Origin of the sequence: Citrobacter sp. RHBSTW-00029 (assembly GCF_014104295.1) — a bacterium.
In the GTDB taxonomy this organism is placed as follows: Bacteria; Pseudomonadota; Gammaproteobacteria; order Enterobacterales; family Enterobacteriaceae; genus Citrobacter; species Citrobacter youngae.
Window position 1 is genome coordinate 4,634,614 of record NZ_JABXRT010000001.1, and the last position, 19,064, is coordinate 4,653,677.

Annotated in this window: 21 protein-coding genes; 12 read left to right on the plus strand and 9 right to left on the minus strand. The window is 48.9% G+C overall.

From position 1 onward, the window contains the following. Window positions 1-68: 68 nt before the first annotated feature. From HV041_RS22435 to HV041_RS22450, 4 genes are all read right to left on the minus strand, one after another. Window positions 69-1,094, minus strand: coding sequence for an amino acid ABC transporter substrate-binding protein (locus HV041_RS22435; RefSeq protein WP_005121390.1), 1,026 nt, complete (start codon window positions 1,092-1,094; stop codon window positions 69-71). Between the two features lie 460 nt (window positions 1,095-1,554). Next, the gene (locus HV041_RS22440; protein ID WP_048213468.1) at window positions 1,555-1,776 is read right to left on the minus strand and encodes a membrane protein; all 222 of its coding nucleotides are present in this window, start codon (window positions 1,774-1,776) and stop codon (window positions 1,555-1,557) included. A 269-nt stretch (window positions 1,777-2,045) separates the two neighbouring features. Next, complete coding sequence (locus HV041_RS22445; RefSeq protein WP_121585127.1) at window positions 2,046-5,159, minus strand: efflux RND transporter permease subunit; 3,114 nt, start codon at window positions 5,157-5,159, stop codon at window positions 2,046-2,048. A gap of 11 nt (window positions 5,160-5,170) precedes the next feature. After that, complete coding sequence (locus HV041_RS22450; RefSeq protein ID WP_121585126.1) at window positions 5,171-6,331, minus strand: efflux RND transporter periplasmic adaptor subunit; 1,161 nt, start codon at window positions 6,329-6,331, stop codon at window positions 5,171-5,173. Window positions 6,332-6,739: 408 nt separating this feature from the next. On the opposite strand from HV041_RS22450, the gene envR reads away from it, so the two are divergent. Next, window positions 6,740-7,396 carry an acrEF/envCD operon transcriptional regulator gene (gene envR / locus HV041_RS22455; RefSeq protein ID WP_121585125.1) on the plus strand — a complete coding sequence of 219 codons (657 nt, stop codon included), beginning with the start codon at window positions 6,740-6,742 and terminating at the stop codon, window positions 7,394-7,396. A gap of 45 nt (window positions 7,397-7,441) precedes the next feature. Here the strand turns inward: envR and HV041_RS22460 are convergent, their stop codons facing one another. Further along, on the minus strand, window positions 7,442-7,606 hold the full coding sequence (locus tag HV041_RS22460; RefSeq protein ID WP_003025279.1) for a DUF2556 family protein: 165 nt from the start codon (window positions 7,604-7,606) through the stop codon (window positions 7,442-7,444). 82 nt (window positions 7,607-7,688) lie between these two features. Next, window positions 7,689-8,573, minus strand: a complete 885-nt coding sequence (gene yhdJ, locus HV041_RS22465; RefSeq protein WP_121585124.1) for an adenine-specific DNA-methyltransferase — start codon at window positions 8,571-8,573, stop codon at window positions 7,689-7,691. Between the two features lie 276 nt (window positions 8,574-8,849). Between yhdJ and HV041_RS22470 the strand changes: the two genes are divergently transcribed. The 4 genes from HV041_RS22470 to HV041_RS22485 all read left to right on the plus strand — a co-directional run bounded on the left by HV041_RS22470 (window position 8,850) and on the right by HV041_RS22485 (window position 12,154). Continuing rightward, window positions 8,850-10,076, plus strand: a complete 1,227-nt coding sequence (locus HV041_RS22470; RefSeq protein ID WP_174328891.1) for a site-specific integrase — start codon at window positions 8,850-8,852, stop codon at window positions 10,074-10,076. 92 nt (window positions 10,077-10,168) lie between these two features. Further along, window positions 10,169-10,987, plus strand: a complete 819-nt coding sequence (locus HV041_RS22475; RefSeq protein WP_127348256.1) for a hypothetical protein — start codon at window positions 10,169-10,171, stop codon at window positions 10,985-10,987. Window positions 10,988-11,081: 94 nt separating this feature from the next. Further along, window positions 11,082-11,366 carry an AlpA family phage regulatory protein gene (locus HV041_RS22480; protein ID WP_174328892.1) on the plus strand — a complete coding sequence of 95 codons (285 nt, stop codon included), beginning with the start codon at window positions 11,082-11,084 and terminating at the stop codon, window positions 11,364-11,366. Between the two features lie 8 nt (window positions 11,367-11,374). Further along, window positions 11,375-12,154, plus strand: a complete 780-nt coding sequence (locus tag HV041_RS22485) for a phage antirepressor KilAC domain-containing protein (protein WP_174328893.1) — start codon at window positions 11,375-11,377, stop codon at window positions 12,152-12,154. A gap of 166 nt (window positions 12,155-12,320) precedes the next feature. On the opposite strand, the gene HV041_RS22490 is transcribed toward HV041_RS22485, so the two are convergent. Both HV041_RS22490 and HV041_RS22495 read right to left on the minus strand, forming a co-directional pair. After that, complete coding sequence (locus tag HV041_RS22490) at window positions 12,321-12,554, minus strand: hypothetical protein (RefSeq protein ID WP_023309427.1); 234 nt, start codon at window positions 12,552-12,554, stop codon at window positions 12,321-12,323. An 8-nt stretch (window positions 12,555-12,562) separates the two neighbouring features. After that, window positions 12,563-12,748, minus strand: coding sequence for a YlcI/YnfO family protein (locus HV041_RS22495; RefSeq protein ID WP_063930681.1), 186 nt, complete (start codon window positions 12,746-12,748; stop codon window positions 12,563-12,565). 193 nt (window positions 12,749-12,941) lie between these two features. Here HV041_RS22495 and HV041_RS22500 point away from each other — a divergent pair, with 193 nt between their 5' ends. The 6 genes from HV041_RS22500 to HV041_RS22525 all read left to right on the plus strand — a co-directional run bounded on the left by HV041_RS22500 (window position 12,942) and on the right by HV041_RS22525 (window position 17,052). Beyond that, window positions 12,942-13,211, plus strand: coding sequence for a host cell division inhibitor Icd-like protein (locus HV041_RS22500; protein WP_119174737.1), 270 nt, complete (start codon window positions 12,942-12,944; stop codon window positions 13,209-13,211). Next, the gene (locus HV041_RS22505; RefSeq protein ID WP_044597561.1) at window positions 13,204-13,392 is read left to right on the plus strand and encodes a hypothetical protein; all 189 of its coding nucleotides are present in this window, start codon (window positions 13,204-13,206) and stop codon (window positions 13,390-13,392) included. The genes HV041_RS22500 and HV041_RS22505 overlap by 8 nt, the downstream gene beginning before the upstream one ends. A 117-nt stretch (window positions 13,393-13,509) precedes the next feature. Continuing rightward, window positions 13,510-13,878, plus strand: a complete 369-nt coding sequence (locus HV041_RS22510; protein WP_040194363.1) for a hypothetical protein — start codon at window positions 13,510-13,512, stop codon at window positions 13,876-13,878. Further along, on the plus strand, window positions 13,875-14,240 hold the full coding sequence (locus HV041_RS22515; protein WP_001549749.1) for a hypothetical protein: 366 nt from the start codon (window positions 13,875-13,877) through the stop codon (window positions 14,238-14,240). Before HV041_RS22510 ends, HV041_RS22515 begins: the two co-directional genes overlap by 4 nt. After that, window positions 14,240-16,375 carry a DUF927 domain-containing protein gene (locus HV041_RS22520; protein ID WP_046275058.1) on the plus strand — a complete coding sequence of 712 codons (2,136 nt, stop codon included), beginning with the start codon at window positions 14,240-14,242 and terminating at the stop codon, window positions 16,373-16,375. Before HV041_RS22515 ends, HV041_RS22520 begins: the two co-directional genes overlap by 1 nt. Before the next feature lie 341 nt (window positions 16,376-16,716). Further along, window positions 16,717-17,052, plus strand: a complete 336-nt coding sequence (locus HV041_RS22525) for a hypothetical protein (RefSeq protein WP_023293261.1) — start codon at window positions 16,717-16,719, stop codon at window positions 17,050-17,052. A 47-nt stretch (window positions 17,053-17,099) separates the two neighbouring features. Here the strand turns inward: HV041_RS22525 and HV041_RS22530 are convergent, their stop codons facing one another. Continuing rightward, a complete protein-coding gene (locus HV041_RS22530) occupies window positions 17,100-17,612 on the minus strand; it encodes a hypothetical protein (protein ID WP_001547828.1) in 513 nt (170 codons plus the stop codon). Window positions 17,613-17,874: 262 nt separating this feature from the next. Here HV041_RS22530 and HV041_RS22535 point away from each other — a divergent pair, with 262 nt between their 5' ends. Further along, window positions 17,875-19,041, plus strand: a complete 1,167-nt coding sequence (locus tag HV041_RS22535; protein WP_001547827.1) for a phage major capsid protein — start codon at window positions 17,875-17,877, stop codon at window positions 19,039-19,041. Window positions 19,042-19,064: the final 23 nt, after the last annotated feature.

Consider the following 19,064-nt stretch of genomic DNA (forward strand, 5'->3'; position numbering starts at 1 on the left):
AGAAAACCTCGGTAACTATGACTCTGGACTGAGCGCCGCGGAAGCGGCGCCCATTACATCACTACGCATTAGCGCACTGGTGGCGCATATTGAATGCCGCCGTTATTCCAGAGGTTGTTCTGTCCACGCTTGATCTTCAACGGGCTTTCCGATCCAACGTTACGTTCAAAGATCTCCGAGTAGTTACCTACCTGCTTGATAATGTTGTAAGCCCATTTGTTATCAAGTTTCAGATCCTTGCCATAGTCCCCCTCTTTACCTAACAGGTGCGCCATATCCGGTGTTGCAGGATTTGCCGCTTTTTCGTCAACATTTTTTGAGTTAACACCCATCTCTTCGGCGTTCAGCATAGCGAACAACGTCCAGCGAACAATCGAGAACCACTCATCGTCACCACGACGCACGACTGGCCCCAGTGGTTCTTTAGAAATAACTTCTGGCAGTACAATCCATTCTGCGGGGTTGCTCAGTTTGATCCGCAGGGCGTACAACTGAGACTGGTCGGAAGCAAGCGTATCGCAGCGCCCTGATTCCAGCGCTTTAGCGGACTCATCAGAACGATCAAAGGTGACAGGGGTATACTTCATGTTATTGGCTTTAAAGTAGTCGGCCACATTCAGTTCAGTATCTGTTCCTGCCTGAATACAAACCGTTGCGCCATCCAGTTCTTTAGCGCTCTTCAGGCCCGCTTTATTGTGGGTAAGAAAACCAATGCCGTCGTAATACGTTACGCCAGTGAAAGACATTCCCATTCCTGCATCACGAGAGGAGGTCCATGTGGTATTACGAGAGAGCATGTCGACTTCGCCAGATTGTAGTGCGGTAAAGCGTTCTTTGGCGGTGAGTGGGGTATATTTTACTTTGCTGTCATCACCAAATACGGCAGCGGCAACGCCACGACATACATCGACATCAATACCAGAGAATTTACCGCTTGCATCAGCGTAAGAAAAACCAGGCAGGCCATCACTGATACCACACTGCACAAACCCCTTTTTCTTTACGGCATCGAGAGTTGCGCCGGCATGTGCCTGATTTGCAACCGCAAGCAGCACGCCGGCCGTAGCCAGGCTGGCTATTATCATCTTTTTCATAGAGCATCCTGTGTGGAGGAATTATTGTTATGGAAACGTTCTGAAAACGTCTTTTTCCTGTCTGTGGCTATGGCCATACTCTTCTAAGCAAAGGTAGTGCCAGGTTTTTGCGCACGATTATTCGACGCAATATGCAGAGTGTAGACAGGAAAAAATAAATGCAGCGCCCTGAAGTGGTGCAAAATTGAAACGTAAGCCACATTTTGGCGCAAAAAATTTAAAAATCAGACTGGACGCATGATAACAATTTCGGGCGTGAATATCCGTAGCGTGAGAATAATGAAAGGGATGTGCGTTATAACGAAGAATAGAGAAAATGCTAATTTGAGGTCATGGATATGTGAAGCGAATCTATAATAATTTTATTTTATGAGCGATGCTATGAACCAACGTTTTGTCTTATATAAAGATTTAATCATTATGGCTAAAAGCGCGGCAACGGCCGCGCTTTTATGATTATTTATTTCGTCAAGGCAACTATCCCAAGCGTCAAGCCGGCAACTGCGGCTGCACCACCGGCTATCGCGCCTGCAGTTTCCCAGTTATCCTGCGTGGTGCCTTTCATACAGGTATTGGTATGAACCAGACGCCCTTGATCGTCATAGACAGGCACGCAAGGGGAATCGTGTGCACAGCCAGCCAGTAATGCGGTAAGCAGTGCAACGGGTATTAATCTTTTCATGGTGTTACCTCAAAAATAAGCGTTTCGCTAATTGAGCAAAGGTAAACGCTCAGCCATCTGCGAACTCGATCTCTATTTTACCACTGCTTAAAAAAAGACTGACATGAGGAATAATCTCAATTCATGTGGATTGTAAATATAATGGATGAAATGGGTGCGCCTGAAAGTTCTTTCTGCAATGTTTCAGCAGAATTAAATGTCTATCTTATTAATAAATAAAGAACTCATCACCATGTAAAAAGGCGTCCATGGACGCCTTTTTTTACAAATTATTCGTGGTGCCGGCTAAAACGCCGTTTAACGACAACGAAGAAGACGGGAACGAAGAAGATCGCTAACAATGTTGCGGTGAGCATCCCCCCCATAACACCGGTACCAACAGCATTCTGCGCACCGCTACCTGCACCATGGCTGATAACCAGTGGCATAACCCCCAGAATAAATGCCAGGGATGTCATCAGAATAGGGCGAAGACGCATGCGCGATGCCTCCAGAGTGGCTTCGATCAACCCTTTGCCCTCTTTATCCATCAGGTCTTTGGCAAACTCAACGATCAGGATGGCGTTTTTAGCCGAGAGTCCAATAGTGGTTAGCAGACCCACCTGGAAGTAGACGTCGTTATTCATCCCACGCAGCGATGCAGCTAACAACGCACCAACCACACCGAGCGGTACAACCAGCATAACCGAGAAGGGAATCGACCAGCTTTCATATAATGCAGCAAGGCAAAGGAAGACAACGATTAGCGAGATGGCATACAGCGCAGGCGCCTGGTTACCTGACAGTCGTTCCTGATAGGACATACCCGTCCAGTCATGACCAATGCCATTTGGCAGTTTTTCCGCCAGGCTTTCCATCAGCGCCATCGCTTCACCGGTACTTCGACCCGGCGCGGCTTCCCCCAGTATTTCCATGGATGGCATACCGTTGTAACGCTCCAGGCGGGGTGAACCATAGATCCAATGCGATGCGCTGAACGCAGAGAACGGAACCATCTCACCATTGGCACTGCGGATATACAGATTACTGATGTCCGTTGGCAGCATGCGGAATTTAGCATCCGCCTGAACGTACACTTTCTTCACCCGGCCGCGGTCAATAAAGTCATTGACGTAATAGCCGCCCAACGATGCAGAGATCGTCTCGTTAATGTCCGACAGCGAAATGCCCAGCGCTTGCGCTTTCTCCTGATCGACGTCCAGTTTGAACTGGGGAGTATCTTCCAGGCCGTTCGGACGCACGCGGACTAACAAATCTGGGTGTTTTGCCACCATACCCAGCAGTTGGTTACGTGCTTGCGTTAACGCCGTATGTCCCAGACCACCCTGATCGATCAGCTCGAAGTCGAAGCCGGTTGCGGTACCCAGCTCAACAATAGCCGGCATGTTGAAGGGGAAGACCAGGCCATCGCGGATCTGGCTGAAGGCGCGAGTGGCGCGCGCAATGACCGCTTCGGCGCTGTTTTCCTCTCCGCTACGCTCATTCCAGGGCTTGAGGCTGACGAACGCCAGACCGGAGTTTTGCCCCTGACCGCTGAAGCTAAAGCCGTTAACCGTGAAGACGCTTGCGACGTTAGCTTTCTCATTGTTCAGATAATACTGGGTGACCTGATCCAGCACTTTCTGGGTGCGCTCTTGTGTTGCCCCCGCCGGGAGCTGGATCATGGTCATAAATACGCCCTGATCTTCTTCCGGCAGGAAGGAGGTCGGCAGACGCATAAACAGCACCGCCATGCCGATCACGATGATCAGGTAGACAACCAGGTAACGCCCGGTTTTACGCACAATACCGCTGACGCTATTGGTGTAGTGATTGACGCTGTGATCAAATTTGGCATTAAACCAGCCAAAGAAACCGCTTTTTTTCTCGTGATGCTCGGCTGATAACGGCTTCAGCAGCGTTGCGCAAAGTGCGGGAGTCAGGATCAGTGCGACCAGTACAGAAAGCGCCATGGCGGAGACGATGGTGATGGAGAACTGCCGGTAGATAGCCCCGGTTGATCCGCCAAAGAAGGCCATCGGGATAAAGACCGCAGACAACACCATGGCGATACCGACCAACGCTCCCTGAATTTGTGACATGGATTTTTCCGTCGCCTCTTTAGGAGGCAGATTATCTTCCATCATCACACGTTCGACGTTTTCCACCACCACTATCGCATCATCGACCAATAGACCAATGGCGAGCACCATCCCGAACATCGTCAGGGTGTTTATCGAGTAGCCAAACGCGGCAAGTACGGCAAATGTACCCAACAACACGACGGGTACCGCGATAGTTGGAATGAGTGTTGCCCGGATGTTCTGCAGGAACAAATACATGACCAGGAACACCAGTACGATCGCCTCAAACAGCGTTTTCACCACTTCATGAATGGAGATGGTCACAAACGGCGTGGTGTCGTACGGATAGACTACCTTCATTCCCTGCGGGAAGAACGGTTGCAGCTCAACCAGCTTGGCTTTGATGGCGTTAGCGGTATCCAGCGCGTTTGCCCCGGTTGCCAGCTTAATACCGAGGCCAGATGCAGGCTTACCGTTAATACGCGCCACGACGTTGTAGTTCTCACCACCCAACTCGATCCGCGCAACATCCTTCAGGTGAACAACCGAACCATCGCTGTTCACACGTAAAGTGACTTTGCCGAACTCTTCAGGATCTTTCAGTCGCGTTTGCGCAATGATAGAAGCGTTAAGCTGCTGGTTAGGTAATGCAGGCGTCCCCCCTAACTGACCCGCGGCAATTTGATCGTTCTGGACTTTCAACTGATTGATCACATCAACCGGCGTAAGCTGGTACTTGTTCAACAAGTTCGCATCCAGCCAAATACGCATAGCGTACTGCGCGCCAAACAGTTGCACGTCACCCACGCCATTAAGACGGCTGATTGAGTCTTTAACGTTTGAGGCGACGTAGTCGGAAATGTCATCCTGCGTGGTTTGCGGGTTATCAGAAACAAACCCCGCGACCATTAAAAAGCTGCTGCTGGATTTCTCAACGCCGATCCCCTGCTGCTGGACTTCCTGCGGCAGTAACGGCGTGGCGAGTTGCAGTTTGTTTTGCACCTGAACCTGGGCGATATCGGGGTCGGTACCAGACTGGAAGGTCAGCGTGATGGTCACACTCCCGGCGGAGTCGCTGGTGGAGGACATATACATCAGGTTATCGATACCGTTCATATTCTGTTCGATAACCTGCGTAACAGTGTCCTGTACCGTCTGCGCATCCGCACCTGGATAGGTGGCGGTAATGGCAACCGCAGGGGGAGCAATGGTCGGGTACTGTGCCACAGGGAGTTGCATGATTGCCAGAGCCCCCGCCATCATCAGAATGATGGCCAGTACCCAGGCAAAAATAGGACGCCTGATAAAAAAGTTAGCCATGTCCGGTTACCTTATTGGGCTTTCGTGGCTGGGGTTTCGGTATCGGCGGTTGCTTTAACCTGAACGCCAGGGCGTGCTTTCTGTAAGCCGCTCACGATAACTTTGTCTCCCGGTTGCAGGCCTTTGCTGATGAGCCACTTGTCGCCAATGGCTTGTGCGGCAACGACGGCGCGAGACTCAACCTGACTCTTGTCGTTAACGATCATCACGGTGGCATCGCCGCGAGGCGTACGCGTTACTCCCTGTTGCGGAACAAGAATGGCATTCGGCTGGACGCCTTCATCAATGCGCGCGCGCACAAACATGCCCGGTAGCAGCGTGTGCTGCGGGTTAGGGAATACGGCCCTGAGGGTGATCGAACCGGTGCTTTCATCAACCGTCACGTCAGAAAATTGCAAAGAGCCTTTCAGCGGGTACGACTGGCCATTTTCCATCACCAGTTCGACGGTACTGCTGGCATCGTCTTTATGCAGGCTCCCTTGCTCAACTGATTGCTTGAGGCGCATAAAGTCGTTGCTGGACTGCGTGACATCGACATAAATAGGATCAAGTTGCTGAACGGTGGCTAACTCTGTTGCCTGACCATTCGTGACTAATGCGCCTTCGGTGACGTTAGATTTACCGATCCGTCCGCTAATGGGCGATGTCACTTTGGTGTAGGCCAGGTTAATACGTGCACTTTCGACCGCGGCTTTTGCTGCTATTACGGATGCATCGGCCTGGCGGGCATCAGCAATGGCCTGATCGTACTCTTGCTGGCTGATGTACTTAGTGCCAACCAGCGGAACATAACGTTTTACCGTTAAATGCGTAATTGCAGCAGCCGCTTCACTCTTCGCCAGCTCACCTTTGGCGCTGTCATAGTCTGCCTGGTAGGTTGCGGGATCGATCTGATAAAGCGATTGACCTGCTTCAACATCACTCCCTTCGGTGAAATTCCGTTTAAGTACAATCCCGCTGACCTGAGGACGGACTTCAGCAATACGGAATGAGGTTGTTCGTCCCGGTAATTCAGTCGTCACGGCTAAAGGGGCCGACTCAACGACATGGACAGTAACCTGTGGCTCGGCAGGATGAGCTTGTGTATCCCCCTGATCGTTACAACCGGCGAGTAATGCAGCGGAGATGATGATGAATGAGGGCAGGAGTGAGAACCTGGCATTTTTCGTCATTACGATTCCTTAAAAAACCGAAAGCTCGTTATTTACCGGGTGAGGCAAGGGAGATAACGTGCACAAAAATAATAGTTGGCTATCCTACAAATTATTAGCTTGCGATGTAAGCAATACTTATTTACGGGGACGATGCACGGCACATAAAAACAAAAAAGAGTAATCAAGTACTGATTTATTATGTTGTTAATCGCAATGTTATGATGCGTATAAATACATATTGAAATGATTATATAATTGGTGAATGGATTGATGTTTTTTATTCGTTTTGATTATTTGTGTGTAATCCACGCAATGAAATAGTTTAGAACTCGTTTAAATAATTGCCCGGTGGTACATTTATTCCGTATAGTAAATATTAAATAAGAAAGTTAATCATTCTCTACTCTGCCTCAGGCATTCGAAACTATGGTCAGAAAAACGAAAGCTGATGCCCTCAAAACGCGTCAGCTCCTGATTGAAACAGCGATTGTACAGTTCGCCGCGCGTGGTGTGAGTAATACGACGCTCAACGACATCGCGGATGCGGCCAACGTTACCCGGGGAGCGCTCTATTGGCATTTCGAAAATAAAACGCAGCTTTTTAATGAGCTTTGGTTACAGCAGCCGCCCTTGCGCGATCTTATTCAAGAGCGGCTTGTGGGCCGTTGGGGAGATAACCCATTACAGCGGCTACAAGAAAGATTAGTTGTGGGTTTGCAATATATTGCTGAGAATCCTCGACAGCAGGCATTAATGCAGATTTTATATCATAAATGTGAATTCCATAATGATATGATATCGGAACAGGCTATTCGTGAAAAAATTGGTATCAACCATCTTGGTATGCGTATTGCCTTGCAGAAATGTATGGACGACGGGCTTATCGCCACCGGTCTTGATTTAGACATTATAATAATTATTCTTCATGGCAGTTTTAGTGGCATCGTTAAAAACTGGCTCATTAATCCAATGAGTTATGATCTTTATAAACAAGCGCCAGTATTAGTTGATAATGTATTAAAAATGTTAAACCCAGATGGTATCGTAAGGCAATTAACGCAGAGTGAGAGTCAGGTAGGGTAGTTTTAGCCGCCAGGCCTGACGGCTGCTGAAGCGGGGTTGGTGGCGCTATTCGAGATCGACGCAGTTGACCAGCTTAAGGGGATTCACCGAGTTCATATTCCGACACTTGTCGTGCTCTGTCGTCATCAGCTCTATCCACTGAATAAGTAGCGCATCAAAAAGAAAAACGAAAACCGCAAAAACAACCAGCCACCAATACTTGCGAATCATTACCAAATCCTGTGTATTCATGCCCAAGCGTGCAGGGAATATACACGAAATCTAAAAGCTGAAAAGCAGACTTACAATGCTTTTACTTTGCTGAAATTTCACCGCTCTTTTCTGGTAATCGACTCTTTTTAGACAGATTTTTGGTCTTACGCTTTTTCACCTTTGCAAGTTCAATCTCTGAAAAATGAGAACCAATACTCAATCTTCTGAGCCCCATTTTTACGTATTCGGCATTGATTTCAATCCCGACAAACTTGCGACCTAATTCCACGGCAGTGGCACCGGTTGTGAAGCTACCGGCAAACGGATCCAGCACTTTGTCATCTGGGTTGGAGGAAGCCAGAATGATGCGCTCCAGCAGGGCTTTGGGTTTCTGCGTGGGGTGGTTTTCGTATTCGTCCATCAGATAGCGAACGCGGGGAAACTCCCAGACATTGCCAGGCACTTTTTTCTGATTGTATGGCTGGGGTGGGTTCTTTCTGTAGTCTATCAGCGCGCGTTGAGCGCCCGTTTTGGCTTCCACCAGAATATCATCGCGATTAAACGTATAGTTTTTCTGATCTTTTACCATCATCAGGATCGGTTCATACATCGAACCAAAGTACTTTTTGGCCTGCACCCCTGAGCTATCATAGGCCCACACAATACGGCTTTTGATGGTAAAAAGCTGGCGGCATTTGAGGTCGATGTACGGCATGTTCTCCGTACTGTTCATGATGTACATGGTGCCGTGTGGTTTGAGAATCCGATGACACTCGTCAATGCATTCAAACAGCCATGCCAAAAAGCTCTCTTCATCCCAGGATTCCACCATTCCGTCAAAGTTTTTACCGATATTATAAGGTGGGTCGGCAAAAACGAGCTCGGCGCTTTCAGACGGCAGCTTTTTCAGTTCGGTCAGCGCATCACCCAGGATTATCTTTTTAGATTCATCGCCAAAATAGACAGGTTCACATCTCGCGTTCATCGCCAAAGCCTCCCGTATGACGTCAATAAAAAAGGCGCTTCCCCATGCCGAGTAGCGCCTTTTAAAACAAACACTTAACTGATTAGTATCAGTTCATGCCGTACTGTCAGATTAGCTGTTTTCATGCTTTGCGGTGGTTTTTATATTTTATTTAAAATCAATCAGTTAAATGAAAATGTAACTGTATATTGTTCCAGTGCTTTTTGTTGTTTATGCTATTATGCAAGCAATTCTGTATAAACATTTGTATAAACACTTTGGGCTGGGTGATGGTCTATGGCTGGCGAACTTAACAAACTGAGCGACAGGAAGTTAAAGGGATTACATGGCATCCCGGCCAGTAAGATTGAGTTTTATGCTGATGGTGCCGGGTTGAGCGCTAAGGTAACGAAAGCTGGTGGCATTAGCTGGGTGTTTACTTACCGACTCGACGGGCAGAAGCTGCATCGGCTGACTCTGGGGCGCTACCCTGATATGAGTCTCAAAGAGGCCCGTTCCTCGCGTGATAAATGTCGTCAGTGGCTGGCCTCTGGTAAAGACCCAAAGCACCAGTTGGCGCTAACTACTCAGGAAACGCTTAAACCGGTCACGGTGCAGGAAGCTATCGAATACTGGATACGCGAATATGCGGAAGAAAACCGTGCGAACGTTGAGCGGCATAAAGCGGAGCTGCGCAAACACATTTACCCTTATATTGGGAAAATGGCGCTCGCTGACTGCGAAACCCGTTACTGGCTTGACTGCTTTGACAGGATGAAAAAGAAAACGCCGGTTGCTGCTGGTTATGTATTCCAGATGTGTAAGCAGGCTCTGAAATTCTGCCGCGTTCGCCGTTACGCCGTCAGTACCGCCCTTGAAGATTTGAGTATTCCCGATGTTGGTAAAAAGCAGGCGAAAAAAGATCGTGTACTGAAAGATAAAGAGGTTGGGGGATTGTGGGCTGCTATATCGTCCGGCGATGTTTTTCTGCCTTACTACACAAACTTGCTCAGGATCACTACTTTGTTTGGTTGCCGCACCCAGGAGGCCAGATTGTCAGAGTGGGCCGAATGGGATATGGAGGCGTGGGTGTGGACAGTACCAAAAGCGCATAGTAAAGGTGGTGAAAAGATTGTGCGTCCAGTTCCTGAGGCGATGCGTTCATTTATTGAAATGCTCCACGATGAAACAAAATCATCCGGTTACCTTCTTGGGGTTGTGAAGAATAGCGAAGCGGTTAGCCAGTGGGGCCGTAGTGTTTATAAAAAACTGGGGCATTCTGAACCCTGGACATTGCATGATCTACGGCGAACGCTTGCAACGCATATGAATAATATGGGTATCGCTCCGCACGTTGTTGAACAGTTGCTGGGCCATTCAATGCCGGGAGTTATGGCGATTTATAACCGTAGTCTGTACTTGCCAGAGAAGCTGGACGCGCTGAACAAGTGGTATGACCGCTTAGAACTTCTTGCGGGTAATCATCAAAATGTGGTTCTGTTACCTGTAATGAATAGAGATTAAACTGATATTGCGGGTCTAGGTCGGCCAACCGAAAAGCGGGAAACCCTACCCGTCTGGCTCGCAAGTTATTTAGGGGCGTTGAGGGTGGCGTCATGAATATTCCAATACCAGAATATTGTACTTTAGAGCGAGCATCAAAGTTAATTGGCTGTGAGATTGGCGACTTACTACATTTTGGTGAGATTGGTACGGTAACTATTTGTATTAAAGTACCTTCATCAACAAAGGCAATGGTTCATGTCTTCAAAAAAGATGAAGAAACCGTTTATGATATTGAAGCAGAATGGTCTTCTCGCGGAAAATACTCTGAGTTTGTGACTGTTGATGAACCAATGGAACATGCAGAGGATTATGAATATGAGTTTAGAATTCCTGCTTTTATCAGTGGCCTGTGGGGTATGTTGCGTTGTTCTGATTTTGGTCAACCATTTACACAAATTCCCTGTGAAGGTATGGTGGTCTTGACTGGTACTGACAGGCCATTTCTTGCAATTCTAGATTTTCCCGGTTCGGAGTGGGGTGTTGAACAATTATTAAACATACAACCGGAAGATATGTATATATTAGGTGCTGACATCGAAAAAATTATAAATTATGCAGGGAAGAGATTGCCTGATAGATCGGATGAACATATCGATAATATCAATGTTAAGCCCAATGGTGAATTATTGGTGAGACATGAAGATAAATTATCGACCAAAACAATAAATAGCCGTGCGCAATTTATCAAGTCACTTTTATACACAATGTACGATTCTGATGTTGCTGAAAATCCAAGAAAATACTTTGATAATCCTGATAGTGAAATAAGTGAGCTTTTTAAAGCAAAAGGAATAAAGGCTCCCAATGGCAGGACTGTGCAAGCTTGGTTAAGTATGGTTGATATTCCCTTCATTGAAGGAAAATCATAACTGGAAAATCCAGTAATTTTCCGGAAAATTCCAGCAGAGCATTTTTCTAGACGTAACAATAGCCTCCACAAAACGCAGAAACAGTGGAGGCAACATGTCAAATATCATCTTTACCCCGCCAAATCCTGAGCAACGCCGCAGCCTTCTGGAAGAGTACGGATTCAAGTTCGATCGCCGTATTCGTGAAGATGAGTGCAGTGAAATGACCAGTCTTTCCCGTTCCAGCCGTTGGAAGATGGAGCAAGAGGGCCGCTTTCCTCCCCGCTGCCACTTTGGCCGCAATAGCTGTGCCTGGCTTCTTTCGGATGTGCTCTGGTGGGTTCGTAATCCACCTGCTGTTGAGAACGTCAATACCCCTTACAACCGTAGATCTGCGTAGGGGGCGCTATGCAAAAATTAAATGAGCTGGTTCCGGTTAACCCCGGAAATATTGGCGGTGTGACGGTATCGCTGGTCAGTGCAAAAAAACTCCATGAGTTTCTCGGCGTTGGGCGTGATTTCACCAACTGGATTAAAGGGCGTATTAGCCAGTACAGCTTCACTACTGGAGTCGATTACATCATTGTTGAAAGTTTGAGCACGCCAAAACGGGCGAGCGCAAAATCTCGGCAGCAGATGGAACATGACTACCTGATCACTATTGATATGGGCAAAGAGCTGGCAATGGTTGAGCGCAACGAAAAAGGGCGGGAGGTGCGCCGCTACTTCATCAGCTGCGAACGCCAGGCAAAAGCCGCCGCTAATATCCCCCAGACGTTGCCGGAAGCCCTGCGCCTTGCTGCTGATCTGGCCGAAAAGGCAAGCGAACTTGAAAACCGGCTGGTGGCCGCTGCGCCAAAGGTTGATTTCGCTGATCGCGTGGCGGAGATCAGCAAGGGTATTTCCATTCCCAACTATGCCAAAGCCGTAGGGCTTGGCCCCATCAAATTATTCGGCTGGATGAGGCAACAGGGGATTCTCATCAACGGCGGCCAGCGCCACAACCTGCCTATGCAGCGTTATATCGATAGCGGTTATTTTGCCGTTCGCCAGGGAACGTATGAAACGAATGGCGAGGTAAGAGCCTCATTCACAACGATGCTGACGGGGAAGGGTGAGCAGTGGTTAACGAAGAAACTGATCGCTGGTGGCGTATTGCCGGAGGTGCCGAATGCTGACGCTGAATAAAACAAAGGCAGCTTTGCAGAGCTGCCAATGTCACTACGAAAAACCGAAACAGATTAAGCATACCAGGGTTAATGCTGGTGGTCAAAGTCTAAACAGAGCGCAAGAATACGCTTTGCAACGAAATCAGAGAGTTAAAAAAAATATCACATCAAACGAACAATGTTCGTTATTTGATGCGATCTTTCTTAATAAATTCAATGCCTTTTATCAGCCTTTCCTGAATTATAAAATCTGTGCGATTTATGGAAAAAGGCCCAATACGTTCATCACTGTTTTCGGAAAGGTAAACACAAAAGGAAATCGGATCACCCTCATTAGTATTTCCATCGTCTATCACTTCAAGTGGAAGGAAATAATTTTTAATAATTTCAATTGCTTGATTACGGGTAATCTTAGCCATTGTAATTTTTACTCCGTTGTGGATTTTTTTGACAGCTTGCGCTGGCGGCGTTTGATCTCGCCCATGGCGGCGGCGATAAGAAAACCGGCGGTACTCTCACCGTTATCTTTCACTGACTCGATATCCTCTAACACTTCATGCGGAACTCGAACATTTACTTGTTTTGATTTGTTGTTTATTGAACCCGTTGCCATTACTGGATCTCCATGCGTTAGGTGCTATTCACTATACGCAAAAAAAAATCATATTCAATGCTTGACGTGCTATTCACCTAGTAATATGGTGAATAGCACCTTGATTAAAGCAAGGTGCAGAAATGGCAACGCCCCGGACTGTTGGAGCAGTACCGAGGCGTCTAACCACAAACCGTTAAGTGAGGTAACAGTTATGGCTGACAATCAGTCTACCCAAACTCGCCCGGAATTTACATGGTTATTCCTGGCAACCCCCGATCACACTCCTGAATGCACACCAGTAGTGCTTCGCTTTGATGCTGATACGGAAGATAAAGCCCGCGCTGCTTTTCCCGGCTGGGATTTAGTTTTTGCCGCCAAAATCCGTGCTCAGGCTCCTTGCCGCGTTGCCTTCTTCGATTACACCACCCGCCGTGGCTGGGAGTTCGACAGTGCCGCGATTCAGGAGGTGCGCCATGCGTAAGGTCAAATGGTCGGAAATTGACATTGAAGATGAACTGCGCCGCCTGGAAGCGTTGCTCTCAACATCGCTGTATATGAATTTTGATGATGAAACCGAGTACAGCGTTGCGATGGATCTGATCAGTATGTCGTTGTCCCGCATTCGTGAACTAAAAGCGGCAAGTGAGGTGACCCATGCGTGATTTGATCCTTGTAAGCCATGCATTGCGTCACCTTCCCAGAATGGCGCAAGCACTCAATCAGAGTAGTGATGCTGCGGATTATGTGCGTACCCAGCGTAATAAAGCAGGGGAGCAATCATGATCAGTCACTTGAAATTTAACGAGCTTGAAAACCGAGTCGATTTGCTGGTTAACCGCGTTCTGGAGTTAGAGCAGCAGGTGCGCACACTCACCGAAAGCCAGGGGGGAGATATTCCTCCCGGTATGGCTCCGGTCGCCACGCTGGCGGCTGAGTTCGGCATATCGACGAAAAAAGCCGAAGAGCTGGCAAAAAACACGGGCGTGATGCTGGTCAGAATGAAAGCTGGTGGCTTTATCGCGCCGGATAACAAGTTCAGAGAGGTGGCGAGGCAGGTTCTGCGCAGCGCGAAGCGCAAATATGGATCGGCGTACTGGTATCACCCATTACTTGGCAAATTTCAGATGAGCGGAGGTATCCCGCAATGACCGATATTTTTGAAGTGATAGGCCCATTGTTCCGCAAACTGACCGAAACCTGTATTGCTCACCAGATAGCGGAAACCGGTTCGGCAACCTTGCTGGTGGAAAGCGATAAGTATATGGCCCGCTATCGCTTCACGCTGGAGCCGCGCGTAACTGAAAACGTATTGATGAAATATATGATTTTTGGCTGCTTTGAAGAATTCGGGCGCGATGAGGGGTTAAGGCGTTTGCGGGATATTCTGCTGACCTGCTTTACCGACGATGGCGATATTAACGAAATGGGGTTGCAGATAGTGAAAAGCTGCCACCTTGAGTACCTGCATGAAGACCTGGGCGCGGATATGTCCAATAAGGTGTTGCACTGATGAAGATGAAGAATGCCCCGAATATCAAATTTCTGCCGAAAGATAAATTTACTGAGGCGATTATCTTTGCGGGTGAAGATGCCTATTCACATGTGCAGCACTGGATCGAGAGCGAAGGTAAAAGGGCGTGGGATGATGTGCCGCCTGTTTATCTGGGCAAAAGGCAACTGGCAGAACTGGAACGATTAAACATCGTTGATAACGGCCGTCGCAGTGTTCGTGTGATCCGCGCTGGCGAGCTTTCCGAAATGCAGATAAGCACTATCGCAACCAAACTGGCGCTGGCGGATGTGAAAGAGGCCCGGCTGTTTAATGGCATGTTTGAGCCTCAGCCGAAGGAGGACTGGACGGGCAGGCTTCCACTTCTCAAAGAAGAGGCCGAACGCGGGGAAAGTATTGTGGTGAACTTGCCTGTGAAAAAACGGGAGCCAAAGCCTGAACCGGGCGATGAACTCAAACCCCGCGTGGAAAGCCGCAGCGATGGTCTGTACTGGATCACGCCAAAGGTGGACAAGGATAGTGGCGAGATCATCAATAACGAAACGTGGCTGTGCTCGCCTCTTGAGGTAGTCGGTTCCGGTAGTGACGGGGCAGAGCGCTATCTTGTTTTGCGCTGGCGTTCGCCGCGTGGCCACGAAGATATTACCAGGGCGATCCCCTGTGCTGATATCGGTGAGCGCGACGGCTGGCGCTCACTTAAAGCTGGTGGGGTGAATGTGACCACTAAAAGCACCTTCCGGGCGATTCTGGCCGACTGGTTGCAGCAAAGCGGCACTGATCGGGAATGGATTATCACCCATACCACTGGCTGGCATCATGGCGCATATATCATGCCTGATGGTGAAGTGATTGGTGATCCAGAGACGCCCATTCTCTTTAACGGTCGCAGCGCTGCATCTTCCGGGTATGCCATTGCTGGTACAGCTGCCACCTGGCGGGATTCCGTCGCCCGTCTGGCCGGGGGCAATCCGTCCATGATGCTGGGCGTGGCAGCGGCATTATCCGCGCCGCTTATTGGCCTGGTGGGTGCTGATGGTTTCGGCGTCCATTTGTTCGAGCAGTCGAGCGCCGGTAAGACCACTACCGCCAATATTGCGAGCAGCCTGTGGGGTGAGCCTGATGCGTTGCGGCTTACCTGGTACGGTACTGCGCTTGGCATAGCAAACGAAGCGGAGGCGCATAACGACAGCCTGTTACCGCTTGATGAGGTAGGACAGGGCAGCAGTGCCAAAGATGTTGCCACGTCTGCTTACACCCTGTTTAACGGTGCCGGAAAGTTGCAGGGAGCCAAAGAGGGCGGCAATCGGGAGCTTAAACGCTGGCGCACTGTGGCGATCAGCACCGGGGAAATGGATATTGAAACCTTCCTGGCTGCTGGTGGGCTGAAAGTGAAAGCGGGCCAACTGGTGCGCTTGCTCAACATCCCTATGGAGAAATCGACGGCCTTTAACGGTCTGCCAAACGGCAAGGCTCATGCTGACGCACTGAAAGAAGCCTGGATTGATAACCACGGGGCGGCGGGGCGTGAGTGGGTTAAATGGCTGGCGGCTAACCAGCAGGAGGCTAAACAGGCGGTGCGTGACGCGCAAACGCGCTGGCGCGGCCTCATCCCGGCGGATTACGGTGAGCAGGTACACCGCGTGGCCGAACGCTTTGCAATCCTCGAAGCCGCGCTGGTAACTGGTGCATCAATCACCGGATGGAGTGAACAGGCCAGCCGTGACGCTATCCAGCATAGCTTTAACGCCTGGGTGAAAGAGTTCGGCACGGGTAACAAAGAGCACCAGCAGATCATCGAGCAGTGCGAGGCGTTCCTGAATGCCTACGGTTTAAGCCGCTTTGCACCGTTGCCCTATGATCCGTCCAGTATGCCGATTCGCGATCTGGCCGGGTATCGAAAGCGCAAAAGCAGCCATGATGATTCGCCGCTGGTGTTCTATACGTTCCCCGCAACGTTTGAGAAGGAGATAGCTCAGGGCTTTAACGCCAGGCAGTTTGCCCGCGTGCTTGCCGCTGCTGGCTTGCTTTCTGAGCCGTCCAGCGGGCGTGGATACCAGCAGAAATCCCCGCGTATTGATGGGCGTCAAATCAACGTTTATGTGCTTCACCAGGTTGCGGAAGATGGAGAAGAATAAATTACACATGTGAGGGTTATTAATGTTGGTTCAGTTGGTTCAGTGTCTATGGGTTATGTTCATGTGGCTGTTTTATATGGGTTTAATGTCAAAAAATGAACCAACACTGAACCAACAAATAGCAGTTTTGAACCAACAAACGGGCAGTTTGAACCAACATTTTAGAACCTCATGGACTGAACCAACATGAAAATACCCAATGTTGGTTCAAATCGGGGCTTTGTTGGTTCACTCAACGGGAAATAATCATTATAAAACAATCATCTTTACAAATTGAACCAACTGAACTAACTGAACCAACATAGTTCTGTATATATACGTGAAAAATAAAGAGGTCATTAATGAAACTGATTGGCAAAGATAACGGGCATATGAGCGATCTTAAGTTTCTCTACAGCGCCGTTGATGAGCTTTCAAATAAAGATGAGATTACAGTGACGGATTTTCTGGCTCTGAGTGCGTTTGTCACTTCTGAAAAGCTTGATCTGGAATCGTACCAGTCTGGGCTGGAAGAAGGGGGGCAAGAGTTGTCGAAAGACGCCAGCGCTTACCTCGATCTTCTACAGAGGATGGCGGCTGATTTGTCGTACCCAACCTCTGGCCTTGAGAACGCTATCCATAGCGCACAATCAACGGCAAGCTGGGCTTTCTATCAGTGGGGGCTGGATAAAGAATAATCATCCAGCCATATAAGCTAAAGGCCTGGTTTTTCCCAGGCCATATTTTAAAGCAGACCTAATAGCGCAGAAGCGCCAGCGCCAACGATACTGGCAACGGTGCTATTTTCCAGTAACTGTTTCAACATTGATTTAGCCTGTGGATCGCCAGAGTTAGCCACTTTCTCGACAAGTTCAGTAATACTGATATTCACCAGCATATGATTACTTTCACCTATTTGAACTTGCTCACCACTGACGGAGCCAATATTAAAAGTATTCATACTCTTTGCTGTCCTGTGTGCGTTGGAAGAAAGATTCTCTACGGATAACGTAAGTAAGTGAGGATGCGTTGTACCCACGTTCAGCGTTCCATTCTTTGATATTGAAAGATCGACAACTTTAAGGCTTAACTCACGGCTTCCAATCTTCTGAATCAGAATATCGCCCAATTCAATTTGCGGTTCGTCAGTAAACGGGATATCTACCTGATTTTTTCCTGTGTTCCGGCTTCCTTTAAACTCCTCGCCGGAAATTAAAAAAATATCCGGGTATGCCATATCATCAAAATCGAAGTCCATAAAATCCCCCAGAAGTGGTTTTTTTCCCGTTCATATTATCAAACTTTGTAAATTATTTGTTCTCCTGTTTTCGCTGCTGTTTGCGACAACATAGAGCTGTTTACTCATTGATTATTATGTATATCTTGAAGAGTGGCACTCAGACGTGAGCCGCCACTGTCCACCTGGTTTTTTCCCGTTCTGCGACGGTTTCCTTTCCAGGTGGACATCCCTCCAAGCGCAGGTTTCACGTCTCAACATTAATTGTTACGGAAACCACTCCATGAAGAAATTACTTGAATTACGCCAGCAGAAAACCGCACTCAAAACCCAGATGCGTTCCATGCTGGAAAAAGCTGACAGCGAAAAGCGAAGCCTGAACGATGAAGAGGGAAAGCAGTTCGACGAACTCCGCGCCCAGGCTGATGCGCTTGAAGTTGAAATTACCCGCCTTGAAGCTGTCGCTGATGATCAGCGCAATTTGCCTGGTACTTCTGTTGAAGGTAAAGGTGTAAGCAACGATGAGCTGCGCCACTACATCATGACCGGCGATACCCGCTCTCTCTCCACGTTAGTGCAGGCTGACGGCGGCTATACCGTTATCCCTGAGCTGGACAAAGAGATCATGCGCCAGTTGCAGGATGACAGCGTTATGCGCTCCATCGCCACGGTGAAGACCACCAAAACCAACGAATACCAGAAGCTGGTGTCAGTGGGCGGCACTACCGTTAAGCGCGGCACCGAAGGCGAAGCGCGTACCGAAACCAGCACACCGAAGATGGAGCGCGTTGATATCAAACTCAACCCGATCTACGCCTACCCGAAAACCACTCAGGAAATTCTCGACTTCTCCGAAGTTGATATTCTGGGCTGGCTGTCTTCCGAAATTACCGACACCTTCACTGCTACCGAAGAAACCGACTTTGTGAACGGCGACGGTGATAAAAAATCCAAAGGGTTCCTGTCCTATCCGCGTGCGGCCACCAGCGATAAAACCCGTCCGTTCGGCACGCTGGAGAAGATGGAGGCTGCTGCCGTTTCCTCTGATGGTCTTATCGACCTGCTGTATAAGCTGAAAGCCAAATACCGCAAAAATGCCGTATGGGTGATGAACTCCAACACTGCCGCTACGCTGCAAAAGCTGAAAAACGGCAACGGGGATTACATCTGGCGTGATCGTCTCGTCGCTGACTCTCCCGATACCCTCCTTGGCCGTCCGGTTCAATACCTGGAAACCATGCCTGATGCGGCTGCGGGTGAAGCGTTCCTGGCAGTCGGCGACTTTAAGCGCGGTTACTTCATCGTGGATCACACCACTGGCGTGCGTACCCGCCCCGACAACATCACCGAACCTGGTTTCTACAAGGTGCACACCGATAAATACCTAGGCGGTGGTGTGGTGGACTCCAACGCCATCAAGGTGCTTGAGCTTTCCGGTTCCGGTTCCTGATCTGACGTTTAAGGGGCTTCGGC